The 23,810-nt window shown below is 34.5% G+C and carries 36 protein-coding genes, 1 tRNA gene and 2 pseudogenes; 34 read left to right on the top strand and 5 right to left on the bottom strand.

Annotated elements, in window-relative coordinates; translation table 11 throughout:
- The 8 genes and pseudogenes from RRB46_RS10645 to RRB46_RS10110 all read left to right on the top strand — a co-directional run.
- A pseudogene (locus tag RRB46_RS10645) lies at nucleotides 1-125 on the top strand (mobA/MobL family protein); the annotation flags it as partial.
- Nucleotides 126-173: 48 nt separating this feature from the next.
- On the top strand, nucleotides 174-701 hold the full coding sequence (locus tag RRB46_RS10140; protein ID WP_311538452.1) for a PcfB family protein: 528 nt from the start codon (nucleotides 174-176) through the stop codon (nucleotides 699-701).
- A gap of 180 nt (nucleotides 702-881) precedes the next feature.
- On the top strand, nucleotides 882-1,493 hold the full coding sequence (locus RRB46_RS10135; RefSeq protein ID WP_297689942.1) for a class I SAM-dependent methyltransferase: 612 nt from the start codon (nucleotides 882-884) through the stop codon (nucleotides 1,491-1,493).
- Nucleotides 1,494-1,576: 83 nt separating this feature from the next.
- Nucleotides 1,577-2,313, top strand: a pseudogene (locus RRB46_RS10130) (phage replisome organizer N-terminal domain-containing protein).
- 679 nt (nucleotides 2,314-2,992) lie between these two features.
- Nucleotides 2,993-3,154 (top strand): excisionase, encoded by a 162-nt coding sequence (locus RRB46_RS10125; protein WP_311538451.1) that lies wholly within the window; start codon nucleotides 2,993-2,995, stop codon nucleotides 3,152-3,154.
- 198 nt (nucleotides 3,155-3,352) lie between these two features.
- Nucleotides 3,353-3,622 (top strand): hypothetical protein, encoded by a 270-nt coding sequence (locus RRB46_RS10120; protein WP_311538453.1) that lies wholly within the window; start codon nucleotides 3,353-3,355, stop codon nucleotides 3,620-3,622.
- A gap of 161 nt (nucleotides 3,623-3,783) precedes the next feature.
- Nucleotides 3,784-5,100 carry a sodium-dependent transporter gene (locus RRB46_RS10115; protein WP_311538450.1) on the top strand — a complete coding sequence of 439 codons (1,317 nt, stop codon included), beginning with the start codon at nucleotides 3,784-3,786 and terminating at the stop codon, nucleotides 5,098-5,100.
- A gap of 8 nt (nucleotides 5,101-5,108) precedes the next feature.
- Nucleotides 5,109-6,722 carry an alpha-amylase family glycosyl hydrolase gene (locus RRB46_RS10110; RefSeq protein ID WP_311538449.1) on the top strand — a complete coding sequence of 538 codons (1,614 nt, stop codon included), beginning with the start codon at nucleotides 5,109-5,111 and terminating at the stop codon, nucleotides 6,720-6,722.
- Nucleotides 6,723-6,763: 41 nt separating this feature from the next.
- Here the strand turns inward: RRB46_RS10110 and RRB46_RS10105 are convergent, their stop codons facing one another.
- The gene (locus RRB46_RS10105) at nucleotides 6,764-7,666 is read right to left on the bottom strand and encodes a diacylglycerol kinase family lipid kinase (protein WP_311538448.1); all 903 of its coding nucleotides are present in this window, start codon (nucleotides 7,664-7,666) and stop codon (nucleotides 6,764-6,766) included.
- 146 nt (nucleotides 7,667-7,812) lie between these two features.
- On the opposite strand from RRB46_RS10105, the gene RRB46_RS10100 reads away from it, so the two are divergent.
- From RRB46_RS10100 to RRB46_RS10085, 4 genes are read left to right on the top strand one after another with little or no spacing between them, the layout of a single operon-like run.
- Nucleotides 7,813-8,880, top strand: coding sequence for an ABC transporter substrate-binding protein (locus RRB46_RS10100; RefSeq protein ID WP_311538447.1), 1,068 nt, complete (start codon nucleotides 7,813-7,815; stop codon nucleotides 8,878-8,880).
- A gap of 2 nt (nucleotides 8,881-8,882) precedes the next feature.
- Nucleotides 8,883-9,854 (top strand): iron chelate uptake ABC transporter family permease subunit, encoded by a 972-nt coding sequence (locus RRB46_RS10095; protein ID WP_311538446.1) that lies wholly within the window; start codon nucleotides 8,883-8,885, stop codon nucleotides 9,852-9,854.
- Between the two features lie 2 nt (nucleotides 9,855-9,856).
- A complete protein-coding gene (locus RRB46_RS10090) occupies nucleotides 9,857-10,852 on the top strand; it encodes an iron chelate uptake ABC transporter family permease subunit (protein ID WP_311538445.1) in 996 nt (331 codons plus the stop codon).
- Nucleotides 10,849-11,604, top strand: a complete 756-nt coding sequence (locus RRB46_RS10085) for an ABC transporter ATP-binding protein (protein ID WP_297689928.1) — start codon at nucleotides 10,849-10,851, stop codon at nucleotides 11,602-11,604. Before RRB46_RS10090 ends, RRB46_RS10085 begins: the two co-directional genes overlap by 4 nt.
- A 43-nt stretch (nucleotides 11,605-11,647) precedes the next feature.
- Here the strand turns inward: RRB46_RS10085 and RRB46_RS10080 are convergent, their stop codons facing one another.
- Nucleotides 11,648-12,010, bottom strand: coding sequence for a PaaI family thioesterase (locus tag RRB46_RS10080; RefSeq protein WP_311538444.1), 363 nt, complete (start codon nucleotides 12,008-12,010; stop codon nucleotides 11,648-11,650).
- A 110-nt stretch (nucleotides 12,011-12,120) separates the two neighbouring features.
- Between RRB46_RS10080 and RRB46_RS10075 the strand changes: the two genes are divergently transcribed.
- The 3 genes from RRB46_RS10075 (at nucleotide 12,121) to RRB46_RS10065 (ending at nucleotide 14,100) form a co-directional block, all read left to right on the top strand.
- Nucleotides 12,121-13,425, top strand: a complete 1,305-nt coding sequence (locus RRB46_RS10075) for a CapA family protein (RefSeq protein WP_311538443.1) — start codon at nucleotides 12,121-12,123, stop codon at nucleotides 13,423-13,425.
- Nucleotides 13,425-13,982 (top strand): phosphatase PAP2 family protein, encoded by a 558-nt coding sequence (locus RRB46_RS10070; RefSeq protein ID WP_311538442.1) that lies wholly within the window; start codon nucleotides 13,425-13,427, stop codon nucleotides 13,980-13,982. The genes RRB46_RS10075 and RRB46_RS10070 overlap by 1 nt, the downstream gene beginning before the upstream one ends.
- A gap of 31 nt (nucleotides 13,983-14,013) precedes the next feature.
- A tRNA-Leu gene (locus tag RRB46_RS10065) sits at nucleotides 14,014-14,100 on the top strand.
- 85 nt (nucleotides 14,101-14,185) lie between these two features.
- Here the strand turns inward: RRB46_RS10065 and RRB46_RS10060 are convergent.
- The 3 genes from RRB46_RS10060 to RRB46_RS10050 all read right to left on the bottom strand — a co-directional run bounded on the left by RRB46_RS10060 (nucleotide 14,186) and on the right by RRB46_RS10050 (nucleotide 16,927).
- Nucleotides 14,186-15,265, bottom strand: a complete 1,080-nt coding sequence (locus RRB46_RS10060; RefSeq protein ID WP_311538441.1) for a tyrosine-type recombinase/integrase — start codon at nucleotides 15,263-15,265, stop codon at nucleotides 14,186-14,188.
- 179 nt (nucleotides 15,266-15,444) lie between these two features.
- Complete coding sequence (locus tag RRB46_RS10055; RefSeq protein ID WP_311538440.1) at nucleotides 15,445-16,263, bottom strand: hypothetical protein; 819 nt, start codon at nucleotides 16,261-16,263, stop codon at nucleotides 15,445-15,447.
- Nucleotides 16,264-16,279: 16 nt separating this feature from the next.
- Nucleotides 16,280-16,927, bottom strand: coding sequence for an XRE family transcriptional regulator (locus tag RRB46_RS10050; RefSeq protein ID WP_311538439.1), 648 nt, complete (start codon nucleotides 16,925-16,927; stop codon nucleotides 16,280-16,282).
- Between the two features lie 155 nt (nucleotides 16,928-17,082).
- On the opposite strand from RRB46_RS10050, the gene RRB46_RS10045 reads away from it, so the two are divergent.
- From RRB46_RS10045 to RRB46_RS09955, 19 genes are all read left to right on the top strand, one after another.
- Nucleotides 17,083-17,319, top strand: coding sequence for a helix-turn-helix transcriptional regulator (locus tag RRB46_RS10045; RefSeq protein WP_311538438.1), 237 nt, complete (start codon nucleotides 17,083-17,085; stop codon nucleotides 17,317-17,319).
- Between the two features lie 34 nt (nucleotides 17,320-17,353).
- Nucleotides 17,354-17,575: a hypothetical protein gene (locus RRB46_RS10040; protein ID WP_311538437.1), complete on the top strand. Its 222-nt coding sequence runs from the start codon at nucleotides 17,354-17,356 to the stop codon at nucleotides 17,573-17,575.
- A gap of 8 nt (nucleotides 17,576-17,583) precedes the next feature.
- A complete protein-coding gene (locus tag RRB46_RS10035; protein ID WP_311538436.1) occupies nucleotides 17,584-17,844 on the top strand; it encodes a hypothetical protein in 261 nt (86 codons plus the stop codon).
- Entirely contained in the window at nucleotides 17,841-18,023 is a 183-nt protein-coding gene (locus RRB46_RS10030) for a hypothetical protein (RefSeq protein WP_311538435.1), read from the top strand. The genes RRB46_RS10035 and RRB46_RS10030 overlap by 4 nt, the downstream gene beginning before the upstream one ends.
- An 8-nt stretch (nucleotides 18,024-18,031) precedes the next feature.
- Entirely contained in the window at nucleotides 18,032-18,319 is a 288-nt protein-coding gene (locus RRB46_RS10025) for a hypothetical protein (protein WP_311538434.1), read from the top strand.
- Entirely contained in the window at nucleotides 18,316-18,537 is a 222-nt protein-coding gene (locus tag RRB46_RS10020; protein WP_311538433.1) for a hypothetical protein, read from the top strand. The genes RRB46_RS10025 and RRB46_RS10020 overlap by 4 nt, the downstream gene beginning before the upstream one ends.
- A complete protein-coding gene (locus RRB46_RS10015) occupies nucleotides 18,534-19,001 on the top strand; it encodes a siphovirus Gp157 family protein (protein WP_311538432.1) in 468 nt (155 codons plus the stop codon). The genes RRB46_RS10020 and RRB46_RS10015 overlap by 4 nt, the downstream gene beginning before the upstream one ends.
- Nucleotides 18,998-19,765, top strand: coding sequence for a Rad52/Rad22 family DNA repair protein (locus RRB46_RS10010; RefSeq protein ID WP_311538431.1), 768 nt, complete (start codon nucleotides 18,998-19,000; stop codon nucleotides 19,763-19,765). Before RRB46_RS10015 ends, RRB46_RS10010 begins: the two co-directional genes overlap by 4 nt.
- A gap of 9 nt (nucleotides 19,766-19,774) precedes the next feature.
- Nucleotides 19,775-20,071: a hypothetical protein gene (locus RRB46_RS10005; RefSeq protein ID WP_311538430.1), complete on the top strand. Its 297-nt coding sequence runs from the start codon at nucleotides 19,775-19,777 to the stop codon at nucleotides 20,069-20,071.
- A 6-nt stretch (nucleotides 20,072-20,077) separates the two neighbouring features.
- A complete protein-coding gene (locus RRB46_RS10000; protein ID WP_311538429.1) occupies nucleotides 20,078-20,479 on the top strand; it encodes a hypothetical protein in 402 nt (133 codons plus the stop codon).
- A complete protein-coding gene (locus RRB46_RS09995) occupies nucleotides 20,472-21,350 on the top strand; it encodes a helix-turn-helix domain-containing protein (protein ID WP_311538428.1) in 879 nt (292 codons plus the stop codon). Before RRB46_RS10000 ends, RRB46_RS09995 begins: the two co-directional genes overlap by 8 nt.
- Before the next feature lie 4 nt (nucleotides 21,351-21,354).
- Nucleotides 21,355-21,567: a hypothetical protein gene (locus tag RRB46_RS09990; RefSeq protein ID WP_311538427.1), complete on the top strand. Its 213-nt coding sequence runs from the start codon at nucleotides 21,355-21,357 to the stop codon at nucleotides 21,565-21,567.
- On the top strand, nucleotides 21,551-21,859 hold the full coding sequence (locus RRB46_RS09985; RefSeq protein WP_311538426.1) for a hypothetical protein: 309 nt from the start codon (nucleotides 21,551-21,553) through the stop codon (nucleotides 21,857-21,859). Before RRB46_RS09990 ends, RRB46_RS09985 begins: the two co-directional genes overlap by 17 nt.
- Entirely contained in the window at nucleotides 21,856-22,050 is a 195-nt protein-coding gene (locus RRB46_RS09980; protein WP_311538425.1) for a hypothetical protein, read from the top strand. The genes RRB46_RS09985 and RRB46_RS09980 overlap by 4 nt, the downstream gene beginning before the upstream one ends.
- Nucleotides 22,043-22,504, top strand: a complete 462-nt coding sequence (locus tag RRB46_RS09975; protein WP_311538424.1) for a single-stranded DNA-binding protein — start codon at nucleotides 22,043-22,045, stop codon at nucleotides 22,502-22,504. Before RRB46_RS09980 ends, RRB46_RS09975 begins: the two co-directional genes overlap by 8 nt.
- A 14-nt stretch (nucleotides 22,505-22,518) precedes the next feature.
- On the top strand, nucleotides 22,519-22,680 hold the full coding sequence (locus RRB46_RS09970; protein WP_311538423.1) for a hypothetical protein: 162 nt from the start codon (nucleotides 22,519-22,521) through the stop codon (nucleotides 22,678-22,680).
- Nucleotide 22,681: 1 nt separating this feature from the next.
- The gene (locus RRB46_RS09965) at nucleotides 22,682-22,885 is read left to right on the top strand and encodes a hypothetical protein (protein ID WP_311538422.1); all 204 of its coding nucleotides are present in this window, start codon (nucleotides 22,682-22,684) and stop codon (nucleotides 22,883-22,885) included.
- Between the two features lie 20 nt (nucleotides 22,886-22,905).
- Nucleotides 22,906-23,295 (top strand): RusA family crossover junction endodeoxyribonuclease, encoded by a 390-nt coding sequence (locus RRB46_RS09960; RefSeq protein ID WP_311538421.1) that lies wholly within the window; start codon nucleotides 22,906-22,908, stop codon nucleotides 23,293-23,295.
- Nucleotides 23,296-23,418: 123 nt separating this feature from the next.
- Nucleotides 23,419-23,673 (top strand): hypothetical protein, encoded by a 255-nt coding sequence (locus RRB46_RS09955; protein ID WP_311538420.1) that lies wholly within the window; start codon nucleotides 23,419-23,421, stop codon nucleotides 23,671-23,673.
- Nucleotides 23,674-23,810 lie beyond the last annotated feature (137 nt).

The following is a 23,810-nucleotide window of genomic DNA, read 5'->3' as shown; positions in this document are numbered from 1 at the left end:
GGCAGAAAAGTAAAAAAGAATATATCCTAGATGAAAAAGGAGAAAAGATTTTAAATAAAAATGGAAAACCTAAAACAAGAAAAGTAGAACTAACAACCTGGAATGATAAGGGCAATGTAGAAAAATTAAAGCCTATACTTCCCTTTTTTTAATTCAAACAAAGGAGAGAAAACATGATAAACGAAGAAATAAGCAAAGAAGCAGGTCAAGCAGCACAAACCATAATAACATACACAATAAAGGCAGCAAAAGAATCAATCAACTTAGAAAAAGAAATAAGAAAAAAGATGAATGATACTTTAGAAAAAGCAAACGGAAACCTAAAAAGTCTTATGGGCGATGAAATGAAAATAAAAGACCTCTACAAAAAAGGACAACTAGAAAATATAAGCATAGATCAAAGCGACCTCAAAGACTTAAAAAAAGAACTAAACAAACTTGGAGTAAGTTTCTCAGTAATGAAAAACAAAGAAAGCAAAAACTATGAAATATTCTTCCAAGCCAAAGACATAAAAGTAATGGAATATGCCTTTAAGCAAGTCATAGCCAAAGAAAATAAAAAAGAAAAAGAAAGTATCCTAAAACAAATAAAGAAATACAAAGACCTATCCAAGAACAAGGATAAGACAAAAGAGAAAGTCAAAAGGAAAGTAAAAGAAAAAGTAAAACCAAACAAAAAAGATATGACCAGAGAAATCTAAGGGAGTAACGAAAAGTTACACCCTTAAATAACCATAATAACAAGACTTCCGAAAATCGGAAATCAAGAATTTCGATTATCGAAAATCTGGAATATATCAATGTAGAAAGGATATAAAATTGAATAAATATAAAATTCATGATAAAATTATACTGATAATAGTTATCAATAGGAGATAGAAATGTTAAAAAAATTTTTTGAAAATGTAAAAAATCCGAAAAATAATTTCGGCGGTCGCTTCATGGTAAAAGGAATGAACATAGGTCACGAAAAATTGGCGAAATGGGGCAGATCCTTTCTGAATATTAAAACCTCGGATGTAGTTTTAGATCTAGGATGTGGCGGTGGACGTAATGTTCAATACTTCTTAACAAAGGCTAGAAAAGTATATGGAATGGACTATTCTAAAACAAGTGTAGATATCGCAAGTTCAGTAAATAGCGAAGCTATAAAAGATGGTAGGTGTAAAATTATTGAAGCAGACGTGGCTAAACTACCTTTTGAAGATGAATCCATAAATATAGTAACTGCCTTTGAAACAATTTATTTTTGGAAGAATATAGAAGTATCTTTTAGGGAAATCCATCGTGTTCTAGTAAAGGACGGTCAGTTTCTAATATGCAATGAAGGAGCATATAGAGAGCATAAAAACATAAAAAAATGGGCGGATATGTTAGATTTTGAAGTTTATTCTCCCGAATATCTTACAGAAACATTGAATAAGATAGGATTTAAATGCGAATGCCATCTGGACGAGAAAGAGCATATAGTATTGTTAGCTAGAAAATTATAAAAGAATTTGCGAATAATGAAAAATAAATCATAAGGAGAAGTAGAGAAAAAATCTACTTCTTTTTTATTGCAAGGAGGATTAGGATGGCAATAAACAAAAGATACTATTGGATAAAATTAAAAGAAGAATTTTGCACAGACAAAAGGATAAAAAGATTAAGGAGAATATCAGGAGGAGATACCTATACGATAATCTACCTTAAACTTCTACTACTAAGCCTAAAAGATGAGGGCAAACTCTATTATGAGGGAGTAGAAAGTGATTTTATAAAAGAGTTAGCACTAACCATAGATGAAACAGCCGATGATGTAATGGTTACGGTTAATTATTTAATCAATCAAGGCTTGTTAGAAGTTGTAACAGAAAATGATGAATACTACCTAACTGAAATACCAAACTTAATCGGATCAGAAACAGCTTCTACAAGGCGTTCAAGAAAGTCTAGAGAATTAAAAATGTTGCAATGCAACACCAATGCAATACACAAGCAACAAAAGTGCAACGGAGAGATAGAGAAAGATATAGAGATAGATAAAGTGAGAGAGGGAGAGATAGAAAAAGATAAAAAGTCCACCCCCTCTTTTATGGAGAATACAAAAATGTAAGGCTAAGCAAAGAAGAATATAAAAATCTTAAAGAAAAATTAAACTCACACACAGAAATAATGATAAATAAACTATCCAGATACATGGAAAGCAGTGGTAAGACCTATCAAAACCACTATGTGACAATCTTAAAGTGGTATGAAGAAGATAAAGAAAAACTAAGACAGAAAGGTTTAAATAAAAAAATGAACTATGATGTAGGAGAATCTTTATAGATAAAAAGAGGTGGAAAGGCACTATTAAAGACTTTAAGTCTAAAAAGGTATAAAAGTATGCCAGAGATAATAAAAATGTAAATATGACACTTAAAAGGCGATTAGAAAATTAAAGAAATGCTAGAAGACTTTTAGATGACAATTACCAAGAGGGTCTAATTTTCACTGTTACTCATGCAGTGGGAATTGGACCTTTTTACATAAGCAAATTCTATTTCAAAATTGGTTACCAAGAAAGACTTCTTTTCACTGTTAAGTATAAGAGGGTAATTTATAGAATTTTTTTTCATCAAGATAAATATTTTCTGATGGTCAAATTTTAAAAAGATTAATAACTCTCGATAAATTTAGAACCTTAACAATTGAATAGACTAAGACAAGACGTTAATTATTTTTGGAGCGTAATAACCTATCCGCAAAGATCTTTCTACTGAATAATTCGGCAAAACAAGTATTGCTAAGATAAAAGCAAGGGAAGTAGAAAGGGAGCGATAAGTAAGAGTTTGAATATAATACCCTATCCGCTATGAAGAAAATGAGGATAATGATACTTCTAAGGTTGAAGCCGGCTCATCCGGAGTAGAGGCGGAGGTGAGATTCCTATGTTGCTAATCCAAAGCACTTGTCAATGTCAAAAAACTTTAAAATTAATATTTTTAAAATACTATTTGGAGGATTTATGATTAATGAAAACATAAAAGGAGTTCGTGGTTGTGAAAAAGTCTTTCTAACATTAAAAGAAGTATCTGAATATTTCAATATCGGTCAAGATAAAGTTAGACAATTAACGGATGAAGATGATTGTAATTTTGTACTATTTAATGGAAGAATATTTAAATAGACAATTTCCTATTTAAAGATGAAATTGAATAAAGAGCATGCATAATGTGGTATAATAGTTATAGCGTGTTTTTTTATCAAAAAAGTAGAATTTTTATGGTAAAAGACGCAAAGATAATAAAGGGGATTTTCCCAACAAGAAAACCACTTGGAAATTAAAAGCATGAAAACAAGCCAAGCCAAGAAGCTTTAGCTAAAGATTGACCTGACAAAGGTAAAAATTGAGCCATTATTTGAAGAAGATGTTGATTTTGAAACATTTTTTAAATCAGACTTTAGGGTTGTAAAGGTTAAGTCTTGCGAAGAAGTTCCAAAGTCTAAAAAACTTCTAAAATTCACCCTAAATGATGGAACAGGAAAAGATAGGGTAATCCTATCAGCCATCAAAAATAATTATAGGGCAGAAGATTTAGTAGGCAAGACCCTACTTGCTATAACCAACCTTCCACTTATAAAAATGATGGGCTAAGAGTCTTGTGGTATGCTTTTATCAGCTATGTGCGAATATGATGGAGAAGAATTATTAAATCTAATAATGCTTGACCCATCCATACCAGCTGGAGCAAAAATATATTAATATTAAAGGTGCCGTTTAGTCGGCACTATTTTGAAGAAAATCATGGAGTAATTATGGAAAAAAGAAACGAATTTACAAATTCCTGGGGCTTTGTCATGGCCTGTGTGGGCTCTGCTGTAGGCCTTGCCAATGTTTGGGCCTTTCCCTATCAATTAGGAGCCAATGGAGGCCTAGCATTTTTAATACCTTATTTGATATTCATATTTTTATTTGGCAGGGTAGGCCTTGCAGCAGAAAATGCTATAGGAAGAAAATATAAGTCAGGCCCAATGGTTGTTTACAAAGAAGCCTTCAAGGAAAGAAATATGGAAGGCTTTGGCAAAATTATAAGATGGCTACCAATGATTGGAGTAACCCTACTTGCCGTAGGTTATGCGGTTGTAATAACCTATGTCCTAAAGGCACTTATAGATACAATTAGCGGTAATCTTTTCACTATGGATAGCCAGGCTTGGTTTGAAAGCATATCTACAAGTGACTTTAGACTTGTAGGTGTCCACTTGATTCTATTAATAATGGTTTATTTCACTCTAGCTTATGAGACAAAGGGAATAGAGAAGACTAACAAGTTGATGATGCCATTATTCTTTGTTTTATTTTTAGTTTTGGTTCTTAGGGTGGCCTTCCTAGATGGGGCAAGCGATGGTTATAAGTTTATCTTTACTTTGGATAAGGCAAGGCTTTTTGAAGTTAAAACCTGGGTGGCAGCCATGGGTCAAGCCTTCTTTTCCCTATCCCTTGTTGGAACTGTAATGGTTGTTTATGGATCATATCTGCCAGATAGGGAAGATGTAGTAAAGGCATCAACAACTACAGCAGCTTTTGATACCCTAGCTGCTATGCTAAGTGCTTTTGTTATGATACCAGCATCCTTTGCCTATGGACTTTCACCAGAAGCAGGTCCAAAACTCTTGTTTATAGTACTGCCTGAAGCCCTAAGACAGATGCCTCTTGGCAGAATCTTTGCCTTAATTTTATTTGTGGCCATAGTCTTTGCAGGGATTTCTTCTATCCAGTCAATGATAGAAACAGTAGCAGAAGCGATTGTCTTCTCCTTCCCAAAACTAAAGAGAAATCTTGTCCTAATTGCCTTAATTTCAATAATATACTTCGGAGGAATCTTCCTCCACCCAATAAGCAAATGGGGCCCATGGATGGATGTCGTAACAATCTACATCCTACCAATAAGCGGTATAATTGGAGCCATAACTTGGTTCTGGGTAATCAAAAAAGACGAACTTTTAGCAGAAGTAAACAAAAATTATCCAAATAAATATGGAAATACTTGGTACAATCTTGGAAGATTTTTATATGTTCCACTTGCAATTATCTTATGCTTTATTGCAATAAGATATCATATTTCATTCTAGGAGGGGCCTTGAAAAAAATATTTTTTAGACTATCGAGCATATTTTTAGCCTTAATTTTAATATTAGGGCCTAAATCTTTTGCAGAAGAAAATAAGCAAAGCCCAAACTGGGATGAAGAAATTATTTACATGATAATGACCGATAGGTTTTTTGATGGAGATGAATCTAATAATAATCCAGCAAATGTAGAAGGGTCTTTTGATAAAGATCACCTGGAAGCCTATCATGGTGGTGATTTTAAAGGAATAATAGAAAAAATCCCTTACCTAAAAGAGCTTGGAATTACGACCCTATGGATTACACCGATTGTAAAAAATATCGATTCAAACATGATGGCAGATAAGGGCGGTAAGCAATTTGCCTACCACGGCTATTGGGCAGAAGATTTTACCAAGCTTGACCCACATTTGGGTAGTGAAGATGATTTAAAAAACCTAATCGATGCTCTCCATGATAATGGTATAAAGCTAATGGTAGATGTAGTAATCAATCATTCAGGTTATGGAACTAAAAACCAAGGACCATTTGCTGGTATGCACAGGGAAAAAAGCGGGGCTGGTGATATAGAAACAGAACTTGCTGGTCTGCCAGATTTTAAAACGGAAGATAAGAGCGTGAGAGATAAAATAATTTCTTGGCAAGTTGCCTGGCTTAAAAATATTAAGACTGCTAAGGGTGGTGGAATCGATTATTTTAGGGTCGATACAGTCAAGCATGTTGATAAAGATACCATGAAAGACTTCAAGGCTGAGGCTCGTAAAGCTAAGCCAGATATAAAAATGATAGGGGAAAACTATGGGGCATCTGTTTTTAAGGATGGAGGCTATCTAGACCCAAGTATGATGGATTCCCTCCTAGACTTTGACTTTAAGGACTTGGCAAAAGATTTTGTTCGTGGCAAGATTTCTGAAACTGAAAGCAAATTAGCTAAGAGAAATTCAGAGATAAGCCAAGATAGGCAAATGGGCCAATTCTTATCATCCCACGATGAAGATGGTTTCCTAAAAGTGAGACTAGGTGGAGATCTTGGTAAATTTTTAGTAGCTTCATCCTTACAACTCACAGCCAAGGGCCAACCTGTCATATATTACGGCGAAGAAATCGGCCAATCAGGCAAAAAGGATAAGATTGACAAGGGCGTATTTAGCGAAAATAGGTATGACTTTGACTGGTCAAAGACTGAAAATAACCCAATCCTAGACCACTATCAGAAATTAATTGCAATAAGGAAGGCTTATCCAGAAATTTTTGCAAGAGGCGACAGGAAAGGCCTATACATGGATGATACGGTATCTGTTTTTGCCAGGAGCCTAGGAGAAGATGAGCTAATTATCGGCCTAAATACTAGTGATGAGGAAAAAACTATTAGCTTTGACCTAAAATCTGATGAGAACTTATACGACCTTTATAATCAGAAAAAAGTTAAGCTAAGCGGAAATAAAGTTACCTTAAAAATTCCTTTAAGAGATAATGGGGGAACGGCAATACTTGCCAATGAATCAAGCCTGCCAGAAGATTTGAAAACAAAATCAAGTTTTGAGCCTAATTTATATTGGCTTTTAGGTCTCGGCCTTATAATTTTTATACTTATATATATTTTAAAAAGAAAAAAGGCTAAATAATAAAAAAGCTTATCAATCTCAATTTGAGATGATAAGCTTTTTTAATTAAAATAAACCCAATTAATGGCCTTTGGAAGGACTTCAAAGTCAATTTCCTTAGCCCTAAAAATTTCGCCATCTGCATTGGCAATAAATTCTTTAGGAGAAATGATTTTACCCTTTGTAACCTCGATTTCCCTGAGATATTTACTAGCTTGATGGCGACCTTTTTTATATTTTAAAATCATGCCAGGAAGCTTAGGGAGGGGAATTTTATCAGCTAAGATGAGGTTTAAGTAGCCATCATCTATCTTAGCTTCTGGTGCAGGGTTAAAACCTGATCCATAATATGATCCATTACATAGGGCAGAAATTAAATACTCGCCAGCTATTTCGAAATGTGATCCGTCCTTTAATTTTAATTTAAAGGTCAAGTTCTCATAGTTTAGATTTCTAAGGCTTGCAAGGGTAGCCTTAAGATAGGCCTTCTTGCCAAGTTTTGGTTTTTCATCCAAATATTCATAAGCCTTTTCCAAAACCTGGGTATCAAAGCCGATGCTTGTGACATTTATGGAATAAAAGTCATTCACTTTTATCAAGTCAATTGGCTTAATCCTAAAATCTAAGAGGTCAGTGAGCTTAAAGGAATCATAATCAAAGTTTTTGGCAAAATCATTGCCTGTGCCCATTGGAATAAGGCCGATAGCCATATTCTTGCCATAGGCTACATTGACAAGCTCATTAAGAGACCCATCCCCACCGCAAATTATAACAACTTTCTCGTCATAATCCAGGCTATCAAAGGCATCTATCAGATATTTGGTGTGGTTCTTGTATCTTGTGTTAACAACCTCAATTTCTGATTGCCTTTTGACCCTCCTAAAGGTGTTTTCTATATCTTCTTTTTTTATATCAAATTCAGTTTTACCTGCCTTTGAGTTAATAATAAATAAAATCTTTCTCATAATCAATCCTAAGATGACTATACTAATAATTTTAGATTATAAAAGCTATTTTATAATGCGAATAAGAATCATTTTCGAAAAACATTTGACTTTAAAATTTTCTTATGCTATGATGATATCAATAATCAATTTCATAAGGAGATATAATGAAAAATAAGTTACTTATTGCGATGCTTTTAGCATCAATTAGCCTTTCGGCATGTGGAAATGGAGCGGAAAAAGAAGCTCCAAAGGAAGAAGCAGCTCAAACAGAGCAAGCAGTAGAAACAGAAGAAACTGCTAAGGATGAGAACAAAGAAGAAGCTAAAGATACAGCTTCAGATTCAGATACAGTTAAAATAAAAGATTTGACTGGCGAAGTAGAAGTTAAGAAAAATCCTAAAAAGGTTGTAGCTCTTGACAATAGAACATTTGAAACCCTTGAAGAATGGGGAATCACACCAGTAGCTGCTCCAAAACCAATTATGCCAGCTACAAGTGGCTTTGTTAAAAATGATGAAATCCAAGATATTGGAAATCACAAAGAACCAAACCTTGAAGTTATTGCTGCAGCTGACCCAGATTTAATTATAGTTGGCCAAAGATTTGGTAAATACACAGAAGAGCTTAAAAAACTTTGTCCAAATGCTGATGTTATCGATCTAAACTGGGATGTTAGTGATAAGGCAGCAAATCCAGGAGAGAACTTAGTTAATGGATTTAAAGATTCTCTAGAATCCCTTGGCAAAATCTTTGATAAGGAAGAAGATGCTAAGGCCCTTATAGAAAAACTAGACAAATCTATAGCAGAAGCTAAAGAAGCTTACAAAGATGGAACTGTAATGTCTGTTGTCGTAAGTGGTGGAGAAATCGGCTATTCTGCTCCAGGTTTTGGTAGGGTTTGGGGTCCACTATATGAGATTCTCGGCTTAAAACCTGCTATAGAAGTAGATAATTCATCTACAGACCACAAGGGAGATGACATATCTGTAGAGGCAATCGCTCAGTCTAATCCAGCTTATCTCCTAGTACTTGATAGGGATGCTGCTGTTACTAAGGAAGGCGAAGAATCAACACCTGCTAAGGATGTTATAGAAGGAAGCGAAGCCTTAAAATCAACAGATGCTATTAAAAATTCTAAGGTATACTATGCACCTGCTGATACCTACACAAACGAATCTCCTCAAACTTTCATAAAAATATTTGAAGGCCTTAAGGAATTATTTTCTAAATAAGTATGAAAAGTCAAAATCCTAGTCATAAAAAATTAATAGATAAGAATTTAATTTTTCTCTTACTTTTGGTTTTTGGACTGGCAATTTTATCCATTTTTACAGGGGCCTATAATATTAGGGAAAACCCTGAAGGGTGGAAGATGATATTTATAACAAGGATACCAAGGACCCTTAGCCTTATGCTAACAGGCCTTGCCATGAGTATGGCAGGAGTGGTGATGCAGCTTATAAGTCAAAATAAGCTTGTGGAGCCTACTACAACAGGTACTATAGAGTGGGCGGGCCTTGGCCTTATCCTTGCCTATATTTTAGTCCCTTCAGCTAGTCTTTTTGTAAGGACTAGCTTTTCAATCGTATTTGCCTTTATCGGATCGATGGTATTCTTTCTCCTTTTAAGAAATATTAAGTTCAAATCGTCATTGTTCGTTCCGATAATAGGCATTATGATGGGGGCGGTTGTATCTGCAATATCGACCTTTGTAGCCCTGGAATTTGATATGATGCAATCTCTTGAAGTCTGGTTTGCTGGATCTTTTGCACCAATGCAAAAGGGAAGATATGAATACTTATACCTTATCATCATAATATCGGTAATTATTTATATCTATGCTGACAAGCTAACCCTAGCAGGCCTTGGAGAGGCAGTATCAACCAATCTTGGCCTTAATTATAAGAGGATAATCCTTGTTGGAAATATTTTAATATCTCTAGCCACAGGTCTTGTGGCAAGTGTAGTTGGAAATGTTCCCTTCCTTGGGATAATAATTCCAAACTTGGTATCAATTTACAGGGGTGATAATCTTAGGGAGAATTTGCCATATATTGCTCTGATTTCCATGCTTGTTATAATCATTGCAGACCTTATATCTAGGACAATAATCGCACCTTTTGAAGTGCCGGTCTCCCTAATTTTGGGAAGCTTGGGATCTATTTCATTTTTAATCCTCTTATTTAGAAAGAAAGTAGGTAGCTAAATATGAAGCAAATATCTTTTAGGCAAAGCAAGGATAAAACTAGATATTTCCTTATCTTAGCTGTTTTAATTTGCCTTACACTTTTAAATATATATGGTTTGCTTACCTACAATAACCCAGTGCCAATTGATTCTCCCTCATTTTTGCCAGTAGTAAAAAGAAGACAAAATTCAATAATTGCCATGCTTATAGCAGCAACTTGCCAGGCCCTAGCAACCTTGATTTTTCAGTCTGTTACCAATAATAAAATCATAACTCCATCACTTCTTGGCTTTGAGGCTATTTATTCAACAATAAATACTGCCACTATGTACTTTTTAGGAGTTACGGCTTTCACAGCTATGACAGGTATGACCTATTACATAAGTCAGATACTTATTATGGTTGTAGTGAGTGTGGCCTTATTTTCAAGCATCTTAAGCTCGAATAGAAATATTGACTTCCTTCTTCTAGTAGGAATTATTTTAGGTCAAGGCCTAAGGTCTATTTCAGCCTTTATGAGAAGGCTCTTAAGCCCTTCGGAGTTTGATGTTCTTCAAGCTAAACTCTTTGCTTCTGTAAATAATGCTGATTCATCATATTTTTTAGTTTCAGCTATAATTGTCTTTATAGTAGCTTTTATAATTTTTGCCAATGCTAAGAAGCTTGATGTTTTAAGCCTTGGAGAGGCAGTTTCGACTAATTTAGGCCTTGACTATAAGAAGTCAACAATACTAGCCTTGATAGGAGTATCAATACTCATGAGTGTGTCAACAGCCCTAATTGGGCCAATGAATTTCTTTGGCTTTTTGGTGGTAAGTTTAACCTATGAGTTTTGCAAGTCTTATGACCATAAGTATTTGTTAGTAATGTCTCTGGTCTTTGCCTATTTTATTATCACCCTTGCATATTTTGTTATGAATCATATTTTTAATGCAAATGGTGTGGTATCAATACTTATAGAGCTTGTAGGAGGATTATTCTTCTTGTTAGTGATCTTTAGAAGGAGGAGCGAATGATTGAAGTAAAAAATGTAGAAAAAATATATGGAAGTGAGACTAAGATAGGTCCAATTAATTTTACGATTAAGGAAGGCGGCCTAAATTCAATAATAGGTCCAAATGGAGCTGGTAAGTCTACAACCCTCCTTATGATAGGAAGGCTCCTTGATATGGACCTAGGAAGTATAAATATCGGTGGCATGGATGTTTGTACCTGCCACAGCGGCGAGCTTGCAAAGATTTTATCTATTTTAAGACAGGAAAATCACTTCACAGCCAAACTAACCGTACGTCAGCTCATCTCCTTTGGTAGGTATCCATATTCAAAGGGTAGGTTAACCACTAAAGATATGGAGATAATCGATCAATATATAGATTTTCTGGACCTAAAAGGTCTAGAACATAGGTACCTAGATGAATTATCAGGCGGCCAAAGGCAAAGGGCCTATGTTGCTATGGTTTTAGCCCAAGATACCAAATATGTCTTATTAGATGAACCCTTAAATAATCTGGATGTTGCAAGAAGCGTATCGATGATGAAATACCTAAGAAAGGCCTGCGATGAATTTAACAGGACAATCCTACTTGTAATCCACGATATAAACTTTGCAGCAGCTTATTCAGATAGGATCCTGGCTATGAAAGATGGCAAGCTTGTCTTATCTGGAAGTGTTGATGAAATAATGAAAGCTGATGTTTTAACAGAAATATTTGATACAGACATAAGTGTCTTAAACTCAGCAAAAGGAAAAATTGCAGTATATAATTAAAGGCCAGGCCATTTGATAAGACTTTATCATTGGCCTAGCCTTTTTATCTTTTTCTTGTTACAGCAAACTCAGTCCTGGTAGTTGCTGCGACTTTTTTATCATCACCATAAACTTTGCAATCTACAGTTATAATCCTCTTGCCCTTTTTAAGAATTTCTGCCTTGGCATAAATATACTTACTTTTAATAATTGGTCTTAAAAAGTGAGTTGTCATCGAAAGAGTTGGGGCTACCATTCCAAAGGAATTGGCTAAATCTCCTGAGGCATTATCAGCAAGAGTCATTATAACCCCACCATGGATTGCACCTATCTTATTTAAATAATCCTCCTTGAAGGGAATTCTTAAAATAAGACAATTTTCATCTATAATTTCTTTCTCTATTTCAAAATAATCACTAAAACTCATAAAAACTCCTTTATTCTACCCTATAATTATATAGTAATAAAAATAACTTGCATCAATAAATAATTAGTGATTAATACAAGTAAATAGTATATTGTATATAAGGAGAGTTTATGAAGAAGAAATATTTATCATTTATTTTAACATTATTAAGCCTGGTAGTTTTTGTAGGATGCGGTTCAAAAAATGATGCGAATGAAAATAAAAATACCGATGTGGCTGATCTAATAAACAATTTGAACAAGGCAGAAGAAAATCAAAAGATAGAAGAAGAGGCTAAAAAACTTGCCCCAAAAGAGATTGAAGCATATAAAAGAAAAGAAAAATCAGAAAAAGAAAAAGAAGAAAGTCCAAAAGAAAATCAAGCAGATATTAAAAAGATAAAAATAAAGGCGGTCGGAGATATAATGGCCCACCTTGCCCAAATCCAATATGCTTATAATAGAGGTGGTGGATCTTATGATTTTTCTAAGTCTTTTGAATATGTATCTGATTTTATTAAAGATTCAGACCTAGCAATAGGAAATTACGAGACAACAACAAATCCGAACCAGCCTTATGCAGGCTTTCCTCGATTTAATTCACCAGAATCCTTCCTTACAGCTATTAAAGATGCTGGCTTTGATGTAGTTACAACTGCCAACAATCATTCCATGGATACAGAACTTGAGGGAGTATTTTCAACCATGGATGCTGTAGAAGATGCAGGTCTTTCTTATGTGGGAAGCATGAGGGATGAGTCAGAAAAAATTCTAACAAAGAAGATAAATGGTATAAGAATTGCCATCCTTGCCTACACCTATGGTTGCAATGGTAGGGAAAATCTTATAGTACCAAGGGAAGAAGTAGAAAATTTAAATTACCTAACAGATGAGACCCAGGTAAAGGAAGATATCAAAAAAGCCAAGGCCCAGGGTGCTGACTTTGTAATAGTATATCCACACTGGGGAGTGGAATACCATTCATATCCAGTAGATACTCAGATAAATCTAGGCAGAAAAATGATAGAATGGGGAGCAGACCTAGTAATAGGCAACCACCCACACGTAGTAGAGCCAGTTGAGCTTTACAAGGCAGAAGATGGAAGAGAAGGCCTAATAGCCTACGCTCTAGGTAATTTCATTTCCTTCCAAAGCTTGGAAAATAACAAGGACATCAGGGTAGAACAAGCCCTAGCCCTAGAAATAGAACTTCAAAAAGACCTAAATAGCGGAGATAAAAAAATCTCAGATGTAAGCTTCCACCCACTTTGGGTAGGAACGACCTATGATGATTTCGGAAGAAACGTTCAGACCTACCTAGCAGAAGACTTCTTAGATGGTGGAAAATACTACGATTATGTAAATGAAAACCAAAGGGCAAGGATAAAACAAGCCTACGACATGACTCTAGAGACAGCAAATACAGGAGTAGAATAATGGAAAATTTTGAAATAGGAATCCTAAATGCGATCCAAGGCTTGAGAAATAATCCCCTAGATAAATTTATGGTTACTATTTCATCTTTGGGAAACTTATCACTAATATGGATAAGCTTTATAATAATATTCTTAGCAGCAAGAGATTTAAAAAAACAAGGCAAGGTAATGATCCTTGCCTTTATCCTAAATCTAATAATAGTAAATATCTTAGTAAAAAACCTCGTAGCAAGGCCAAGGCCTTACGAAGTTACAGGTTTTAGTGACCTCTTAATTCACAAGTTATCAGATAATTCCTTCCCATCAGGTCACACATCCTACGCCTTCACCTTTGCGACAATAATAAGCCTTCTAAATAAGTCAAGACTCCTAAAAACCTACACAAATATCCTAGCAGTCCTAATAGCCTTCTCGAGACTCTACCTATACGTCCACTTCCCAACAGACGTCCTAGCAGGAGCTCTAATAGGCATAGGTATAGGAATCCTAGCCATAAAAATTTATGAAAGTCAAAAATATAAGCAAATAAAAGAAAAATATAATTTACATTGGGCCTAAAATGTGATATAATAATTTGGTAAGCATTTAGGCCGGTGTGTCGGAACTGGCAGACGAGATAGACTCAAAATCTGTTGTCCAACCGGGCGTGTGGGTTCGAGTCCCACCACCGGCACCATTGTATTTTTACAAGTGTTGAAATATCAATACTTGTGACTATTGAATTTCCCTGTTGTTACCAGTAGGTTACCAGCAGGGATTTTTTAGTTGATTTTTTGGAGTTCTTCATAGATAAATTCATCCATATCTTGGATGTATGAGTTGGCGGTTATTCCAAAGTTTGTGTGTCCCATTAATTTCTGGAGGGCTTTTTCGTTTACGCCTGATTGGTAGGCTATGGTTGCGAAGGTGTACCTGCAAGAGTACGGGATTTTTCTTTTTACTCCTGCTTTTTCTAAGGCTGGGTAGTAGACTTGATTGTAGAAGTTTACATCTCCACCTACCCACTTACCTTTATGTTCTACTATATATCCTGATTTACTAGATAGGTATAATTCTTTGAGGTAGGTTCTTATTTTTGGGTGGATGAACATTTTTCTTTTTTTGCCTGCATCGGTTTTGATACCAAAGTCGTGGATTTCGTTTGTTTTAAATTCTATGTTGTCTTTATTTAGATTTATAAATTCTGTTGTCCTAAGTCCTGTAAATATCATGATGAGGATGTATCTGGCATCTGGATTTGTCGGGATGGATTCTTCGAGTTTGTGGATTTCTTCATTGGTGAAGATTTCTTTTTTTCTCTGGAGTTTTAACCCGTCGATTTCGACCAGTTTTGATAGGTCGTTTTGGACTAGGTCGTTTTTTAGGGCTAGTCTGTATAGTTTTTTTAATAGAACTTTTAATCTTTTTAGGTGGTCGTGGCTGTACTCTCTTTTCACTTTTTTACCGTTGACGGTTTCGGTGTAGCCTTTATCTTTTACACGATCAACAATTGCTTGTAACTGTGAGTACTTGATTTCGTTGATTGGTTTTTTGTGGATTGGATAAAAGGCTTCGAATGCTCTTTCGTATCGGTTTTTGTTGTTTTTGGTGAAGTTTTTAAACTCTGATGTGGTTTTATAGGCTTGATATAAGTCGTTAAAGGTTTTTATGTCTTCTACTCCTGCATAGGAGTCTAGAGCTTTTTTGGCTTCCTTTCTTGATTTATAAAAGCCTACTGTTGGTCTATGTTCTTTGCCATTTATATCATAGGTAGCTGGGAGTCTTGCCCACCATGGGGACTTCCTGCCCTTTACATAGGTTATTGAGCCTTCTCCATTTGCAAATTTTCTATCTCTTGCCATTGTTATTCCTTTCTTTTTGTTTTTGATTCGGGTTTTACCGTTGGTTGTGGTATGATAATTGTGTGTGAGTCCTGCCCTTGAGGGTGGGACTTTTCTATACCCTTTAAGTGTCTAATGGTTAGTCTTTTTTTAGCCCTAGGCTGGCTTTTCCTAGGGCTTTGTTGGGGTTGACAAACGGGTTATTGGTCATTTATTGCTTTTTCTCTTTTTTCGCTCATTTCGTTATAAATTTCGTTTCCATTTTCTAGATAATACCAATAATCAACATTTTCTAATGCTTTAAAAGAATCTTCATCAGTCGCTTCTATATCTCCTGTATAGTCAAAAATTAGCTTGATTCTTCTATTATCTTTATCAGAATAGGTTACTATATATGCTGTGTGCTTGTCATTATATTTTTGAGTAGCTACATTGTAACTTCCTCTAAATAGTTTTGGCTTTATAAAAGTATTTTCTTTTAAGTAATTATCAAAAACAAATATACCAAAGGCTTCTTCTTTATTTTGCTTTACCCTTTCTTGTTTTTGAGCTTCTTCTTTTTTCTGCTCCTCTTGTCTTGATTGTTCTGCCAATTCTGCTTGTTTCGCTTCTTCTTTTTTAAGTTCTTCTTGTCTTGCTATTTCTTCTTGTTTGGCTTTTTCTTCTAGTTGCAATTGCCAAGCTTGCTGTTCGGCTTCTTGTTGCTTTCTGAGTGCTTCTTCTTTGTTGTGGGTAGCCCATAGGTCGCCTGCTAGTAAACATATGGCAAAGGATAGTATTGAGGCTGTTAAAATCAACCTTATATCAAAGGTGTTTTCTTTACCTATAAAGCTTAAAGGTTTTATTTGATAGCTGATTTTGTTTGCTGGATCCTGCTTGTTATGCTTGCTAATCTTATATAGTTTATAAGCTAAAAATAGAGAGATTATTAAAGCGATACCTGCAAGAAGATATGAGGCTTCTAGGAATAAAAATAAAGCTAAGCAAAAAAGTAAAAAGTATTTTATGTATTTCCACATTAATATTTCCTCCTGGTTATAGTGTTACTGAGTATTGGACTACTTTTCCCATAATTTTTATATTGTCTTCTATATTAAAAATTGTGTCGTAGTAGTTTGGATTAGTTGATGATGGTCTAAAGATTAATTTATCGCCATCCCTGTAAAAAAACTTGACTGCATATTCGCTATCTTCTGTAGAGTATACGACTATATCTCCATTTTTTAGGTCGTGGATTGATTCATATTCCAAAATACCTATAATTGAATCATTTGGTATTATCTTGTTCATAGATTCGCCATTTACTTTCATAAAATATAATTTGTTATTTCCTGCGTAACTTCCCATCAATTCATCTGGCACTTGGATTTGTGGTAAATTTTTCATGCCACTTATAGTTGTAGGTTTGCCTGCTGATACATAGTTATCTATATAAGGGTAGGTATGGGCTGATACTGCTTGAGCTATAAATTCGGCAGTTTCTCTAGGCTCTCCAGTTAATTCAGAAATGGATATATTGTATATTTCTGATAATTCTTTTAATTTAGAGTATGGAGGGGTATTTCTACCTTGTTCATACATACCATAGGCGGATGTGGTGATTTTTAATTTTGGAGCGATTGTTTCCTGAGTATATCCGTTTAATTTCCTGTAATATTTTAGGTTTTCAGTGAGTTTTGTCATTTAATTAACCCTCCTTTTACTAGTATTTTACCATTTTAAATAGTATAATACCACTACTTAAAATGGTATTTCAGAATAAAACTATTTAAAATATTAAAAAAATAGTTGACAAATACCATTTTAAATGGTAATATATTATTAGATACAGAAATGAGGTGGTTAATATAAATAATAAGATTAAATATTACAGGAATTTAAAAAAAGTTAGTCAAGCGGAATTAGCAGAGGCGACAGGGCTTGCACAGCAAACAGTTTCTAGAGTTGAAAAACTTGGAACTACTAATTTAATTACAGCGAGAAAAATTGCTAATTATTTTGGTGTAGGAATTGATGATATTTTTTTAAATAAAAATACCATTAAAAATGTTAAAAAACAGGGAAAAAATAAATAAAGAACATTTAAAATGTTTTTGGAGGTGCTTATAGGTGGAGAAAAGATTAGTTAAGAAAGAAGGAGTTAAGGAAGCGGCAAAGATACTTGGAGTTACTGAGCAGGCGATTGTTTGCGGGCTTAAGGCTGATAAGTATAGCTTCGGGGCTACTTTCTTGGGAAAAGGGAGCGAAGATATGATTTATGTTGATATGTTTAGTTTGAAATTAGTGGAGGATGGAAAGATTTCACCTTTTAAGGGTGGATGGGTTTTATAGGAGGAATTATGCAAGATGTAGTTATAAAGATACCTAGCAGGAAAAAAAGAAGCGAGCTTATCAGAAAGGGAGCTAAAGGCACTTACGAAAAAATCATGTTAAGGGAGCTTGAAAGTGTTGTAAGTAGGAGGCTTACAGAAAAAGCAATGATTAGCCTAATTGGACTTATGTGGGTGATGGTAGCGATGTATGGAAAGACTGAGCTATGTGCAATATTTGGTTTACCACTTGCAGTTATGACCCTAGCGGTTGGGATTTGGCTAGTATGAAGATTAAAGACCAGCAAAGATATTTTGATGATTTGCAAAAAAGAAGTTTAGAAAGCTTGGTTTTTATGGAAAGCAAGATTGAAAGGAGCGAGGATAGCGAAGATAAAGATGATAAATTAGCCCTTATAAGGGTGGCTATAGAGGGTAAGCGAAAGATTAAAAATCAATTAAGAGTTTAGGAGAAATTATGAAGATTAAGTATACAAGGACTATCACCAAGGAATGTGAGATTGAGATTGATGTAGAAAGCTTTTGTAATAACTTTGACAGCGACCCTAACTGGGTAATAGAAAGGCTTGACAAGGCAATTGATGAAGATGGTGTTATAGATTATGAAATTGAAGATGTAGAGACTGAAATGAATTATAAAGAAAGCAATTATTTAGAAGAACTTGAATCAGAAAGAGCTGAAGAAGATTGCAGGCTTATAATGCAAAGCTATTGGAACGACATTTATAGGGGGATTGCTCAATGAAAATTTATTATGACAGACTTCATAAAGAGTGTGCGACTTTAGAGGTAGATGAGGAGATTTTAATAAATAAATATCAGAGGAATTTAAGAAAATATATAGAAGATCATGATAGACTCATAAAATCCAAACTATGCGGACTAGATGAAAAAAGCATAGATGGCGGTTACTGGACTAGAGAAGATGGAGTTTTAATGCAAGGGGATAGGGTGATATTTTGAAATTATACGAAATAACTGAGGCTTATGTTAGCCTAGAAGAAAATTATGATGGTGAAAATCTTAAAGAAATGCTTGATAGCATTAAGGATGAATTTAACTTAAAGGCTGAAAATATCGTGAAGGTTATAAAAAATATCGATGGAGATATAGAAGCTTTAAGGTGTGAAGAAAAGAGGCTGGCAGATAAAAGAAGGAGTTTAGAAAAGCAAAAAGAGGATTTAAAAGAACATCTATTTTACAATATGCAAGCTACACATAGCAAAAAAATTAAAGCTGGCATCTTTGATATAAATATCCAAAAAAATCCTCAATCAATAAAAATTACTGATGAAGCTATTATACCTGAAAAATATAAGATTGCTTCTTATAAATTAGATAAAAAGCAATTAAAAGATGATATAAAAAATGGCCTTGAAATAGAGGGGGCTGAGTTAGTACAGACAGAAGGGATTAGGATTAGATGAAAGATTTTAGATTATTAAATCCTGATGAAATAGAAGTAAGAGTAAGCCATACTTCTAAAGATTACAAAAAAGCTATGTTGCTTTTATATAAGGATGCCAGATGTGATATGAAAATTCTTGATGAAACTCTAGGCATAACAGGATGGCAAAGAAGCCATGAGGTTATAAATGGCCAGCTATTCTGCAACGTGTCTATTTATGATGAAGATAAAAAACAATGGATTACAAAACAAGATGTTGGCGTCGAAAGTTTTTCAGAAGCTGAAAAGGGTAGAGCGAGCGACGCTTTTAAAAGAGCTTGCTTCAATATAGGTATAGGGCGTGAGCTTTATACCGCTCCTACTATATGGGTTGAAGATATATCAGGTCAAAACACTAAAGACGCTTGGAAGTGGAAAACATATCGAGTCAAGGAAGTCGGTTATGATGAAAATAGAAAAATCGATAGCCTAGTTATAGAAGAATATTATAAGTTTAAATGGCAAGAAGTGTTTAGATTTCTCAAGAAAGGTTATACAAAAACGAATTCGAGTTATAGAAAAAATAACAACTTAGATAAAAACCAGGCTAGATATAAACAAGATAATAAGCAGGAAGTTATGCATATGTTTGACATAGCTGAGGAAGTAGGTATCAAGCCAGCTGAGATAGCTGAAAAGATGATGGTTGATTTTAAGAAGAGTAAGACAGCAGACTTAACAAGTGATGAAATTAAACAATTAGTAGCTTGGATTAGTCAGATAAGCTTTGAAGAAACTAATTAAGGAGATAGCATGGAAGTTATTAAAAGAGGTATTACTCCTGATTGTATAGATATACAGGTAGAAGATTGGAGTGTGAGTTATTCACATATTTACGACAAAAAAGACGTGCTAGCAGCCTATCCTGATGATGTGAGAGGGGTTTATCCTAGAATAAGAATTGCTTTTCAATTTGATAATTCTGATGAAGCGGCTAAAGCTTTTGAAAGCCTAGCTAGTGGTGATAAGAAGATAGTTGATTTTGAAAAGTATTGCACAAATAGCGAGATTGATTATGTCAAAAAATACTTTGATTATATGAGGAAGTGAGTATAGATGGCAGCTTATAGTTATTTAATCAATAGACTTAAAAATTCTAAAATTATAAATATAAGAAAGATGGCACCTACTAGGTTTTTTATAGATATAGAGCCTTTAAGGGGTGATAAGGAGTTTTGTATCGAAGTTAGTTTTTGTGAGGCTAGCGGATTAAATCCCTTGCCTAAATTATGGTACATGCACGGTTATATGGACAAAGTTTTAAATAGATATATATGTATAGAGACTTACTGCACTGATAAAGATGGACGTTGTACAGGAAGTTACAATCCTCAGTCGATAGGAATACACAAGATTAATTTTGATTATATGTTCGAAAGCACTGAAGAAAATCTAAATAAATTAATTGATAAGTGTGTGAGTATGTACGAAAGAAACGAGGTGAGGCTGGTTGAATGAAAGACCTAGTTATTTTAGTATTCTTACAGCTGACGTTAGATATGATGAGAGATTAAAAGCTAACGAAAAGATTATGTATTCTGAAATTACTGCCCTTTCTAATAAATATGGATATTGTTCAGCTAGTAATACTTATTTTGCTAAGCTATACAAAGTCCATAAAGACACTATTTCAGATTGGATTAATAATCTAAAAAAGTACGGATATATAAAGGTTGTTTTTGAGTGTAAAGATGGGACTAAACAGATAAATAAGAGAAAAATATACATTAATAATTCTTATATAAATAGGGACTTAGACCCTATAGGTGAAAACGCCTATACCCTATCGGTGAAAACACCTATACCCTATAGGGAAAATCACCGATACCCTATAGGTGAAAACGCCTATACCCTATCGGTGAAAACACCTATACCCTATAGGGAAAATCACCGATACCCTATAGGTGAAATCACCGAGGAGAATAATACAAGTATTAATAATACAAGATGTAATAATAATCATGATGACGCTGACTGGAAACAATTAATTATAAGCGAGTGGAATTCTTTAGATAAAAACATACCTAAATTACAAGCCCTTAATCCTAATACTAATAGATATAGCATGATACAAGCTAGAATTAATCAATACGGATTGGAAAAGGTAGTTGAAGCTATTAGGTCTATAGATGATAGTGAGTTTTTAAAAGGATATAAGAGCGATTTTAGAGTGACTTTTGATTGGTTTATCAAGCCTAATAATTTTGTAAAGGTTATGGAAGGAAATTATATAGACAAAAAAATTAATCAGGATAGATACCAAGAAAAAGAGATAAGTATTGCAGAAAAAGCAAGGATTAGAAGATTAGAAAGAATGAACGGGAGATGAAAAAATGAAGATAGATTTTACTGAACAAGAATTGGAATTCTTAGTTGCCATACTTGGTCAAACAATGGAGGCGATAAATGAGACAAGCGAAGAGGAAAAAAATAAAGAGTTTAAGAAAATAGGGATGACTGCAGCGGGAGTATCGTTGAAGGTTTTATCTGCTTATCACGAGTTAAAACTAAAAGGTGAAGAGGTTATGGATGCAGAAATTTTATGAACATCCTGAAAATATCACCCATGATAAAGCTGACGCACCTATAAAGTATTACTTTAGCAAGTACGAGGAAACTTATGATGGTGATTCTATCATGATTAATGGCAGATTAAGAGATAGGTTTACGAAGCTAACTGATAAGGAGCTTTGGATTATATGTTTTGGAGGCCTCAGGCTTGATAGGTTTGAGGTCAAGAAAAGAGGATTAAGAGTAGAGATTATAGCTAAAATGAGAGATTTAGAAGAAGTTAGAAAAGATATTAGAGAAGATAAGAAGAAAGGGATTAGGATATGAAAATTGATTTTAATAAAGAGGAGCTGGCGGTCTTGTCGGCTCTAGCCTATGATGCTACGAAAAAAGCGATGGTAACTGTACTAGAAAATCCAAGGGTTGTGACTGAGTCAGATTTTTATTTGAGTCTAGCGACTATAAACTTTAAATTAAGGAATGCTGTAGAGGATATGAAGGAGAGTGTTGATGAATAAGGTTATTTTAATCGGGAGATTGACCAAGGATCCTGAACTAAGATATACACAGTCTAATCAAGCGGTTTGCACCTTTACCCTAGCCCTTGACAGGAAGATGAGCAGGGACAAGAGAGAGGAGGCGGAGGCTAATAACAGGCCTACCGCTGACTTCCCTAGGGTTATTGTCTGGGGCAAGATGGGTGAGAATGCTTCTAGGTACTTATTTAAGGGCAGTCAATGTGCCGTTGACGGAAGAATTCAAACGGGAAGCTACCAAGATATGGAGACGGGGAAGACAATTTACACTACAGACATAGTCGCTGATAGTGTCGAATACCTATCTAATTCAACTCAGAACGAGAGAAAAGACTCTGGGGGTACGAATACCTATCATGGCAATAATAATCAATCTGAGGGCTTTTTTGAGGATGATTTTAGCGAGATTCAAGACGATGGTCGAATCCCATTCTGATAATAGGAGGATGTATGAATTTAGTTGTTAGCTTTGTTAGTGGTAGGGAAAAGTTGTTTAAAGTTGATGATTATTATTTTGATGAAGATGCAGGTTATCTAAAACTATATTCAGGAAACGTTGAAATAGGGATGATTGCTATTAATCATATTATTTATTGGTTTGTGGAGGATTAGGATGGCTAGTGATTATAAAGATAAGCTTAATAAATTGTTGATTAAAGTTTTAGATTTCGATAAGCTAACAGATTTGGAGCTTGACCAGTTATACTCATATGTAGTTTATGATGAGTATCCAGCAAGAAAAGAGTCTTGTTTTCTTGAGATTATTGATAACGAAAGAGTAAAAAGAGGACTTGTAAAAAGAGTACTTCTTGATTGAGTCCTAAAGAAAGGTGATGTATGAAGTTAGTCTTATATGGAAACCCTGCGACGAAAAAGAACAATATGCAGATTTTTAAAAACTCTAGGACTGGGCAACCTTTTTTGACTCAGTCCAAGAGATACAAGGATTATGCGAAAGATTGCGGAAGACAAATTACTGGGAAGTATAAAAAGGCTATTGATTACCCTATAAATTTAAAATGCGTTTATTATCGTAAAACTAAGCACCGTGTGGATCTCACGAACCTGCTTGCAGCGACTTGTGATATTCTCACGGACTATGGGGTGATTGCTGATGATAATTATAAGATTGTGGTTTCTCATGATGGGTCTAGGGTGGATTTTGATAAAAGCAATCCTAGGGTTGAGATTGAGATTCAAGAGTTGAGTAAAACCGAGAAAAGTTGAGAAAAGTCGAGTAGAATTATAAGAATTTTACTAAAATGTTGAAATATAGGGCTTTTGTAAGAGTTGAGTAACCAACATAAAAGTTGAGTAAGAGTTGAGTAGAACGGAGTAGGGGTTGAGTAGATGACATTAGATGAACTTAAAAGAGAATTTGCTGAGATTGATGAAAATTTAAGGGCTAAACTTTATGATGATGGGTGGATGGATATTAATTTCTTAATAAAAAGAAAACCTGTATTAATTGCTTCGATAGAGGTTAATTCTCCAGCCTGGATTCAAATCCATAGCGACACAGATATAGAGCCTGAAATATACTTTAAAGCGGTTAATGCTTTTATGAAGTTTGCGAATACAAAACCTGAAGAAAGAGGTATTTAAGGTGAAGATTAAAGAATTACTTAAAGAATTAGAATATTTTGATCCTGATGATGAGCTAGATGTTTTTGCTTATGACAAGGAAAAGGATATTGAGTATGAGTGCCAGATAAATATGGTTGAGGGGGACATTATCCCAA

Source organism: uncultured Anaerococcus sp. (genome assembly GCF_963512375.1).
GTDB lineage: Bacteria > Bacillota > Clostridia > Tissierellales > Peptoniphilaceae > Anaerococcus.
The sequence above is the reverse complement of the archived record's forward strand: the minus strand, read 5'-3'. Positions and strand labels throughout refer to the sequence as shown.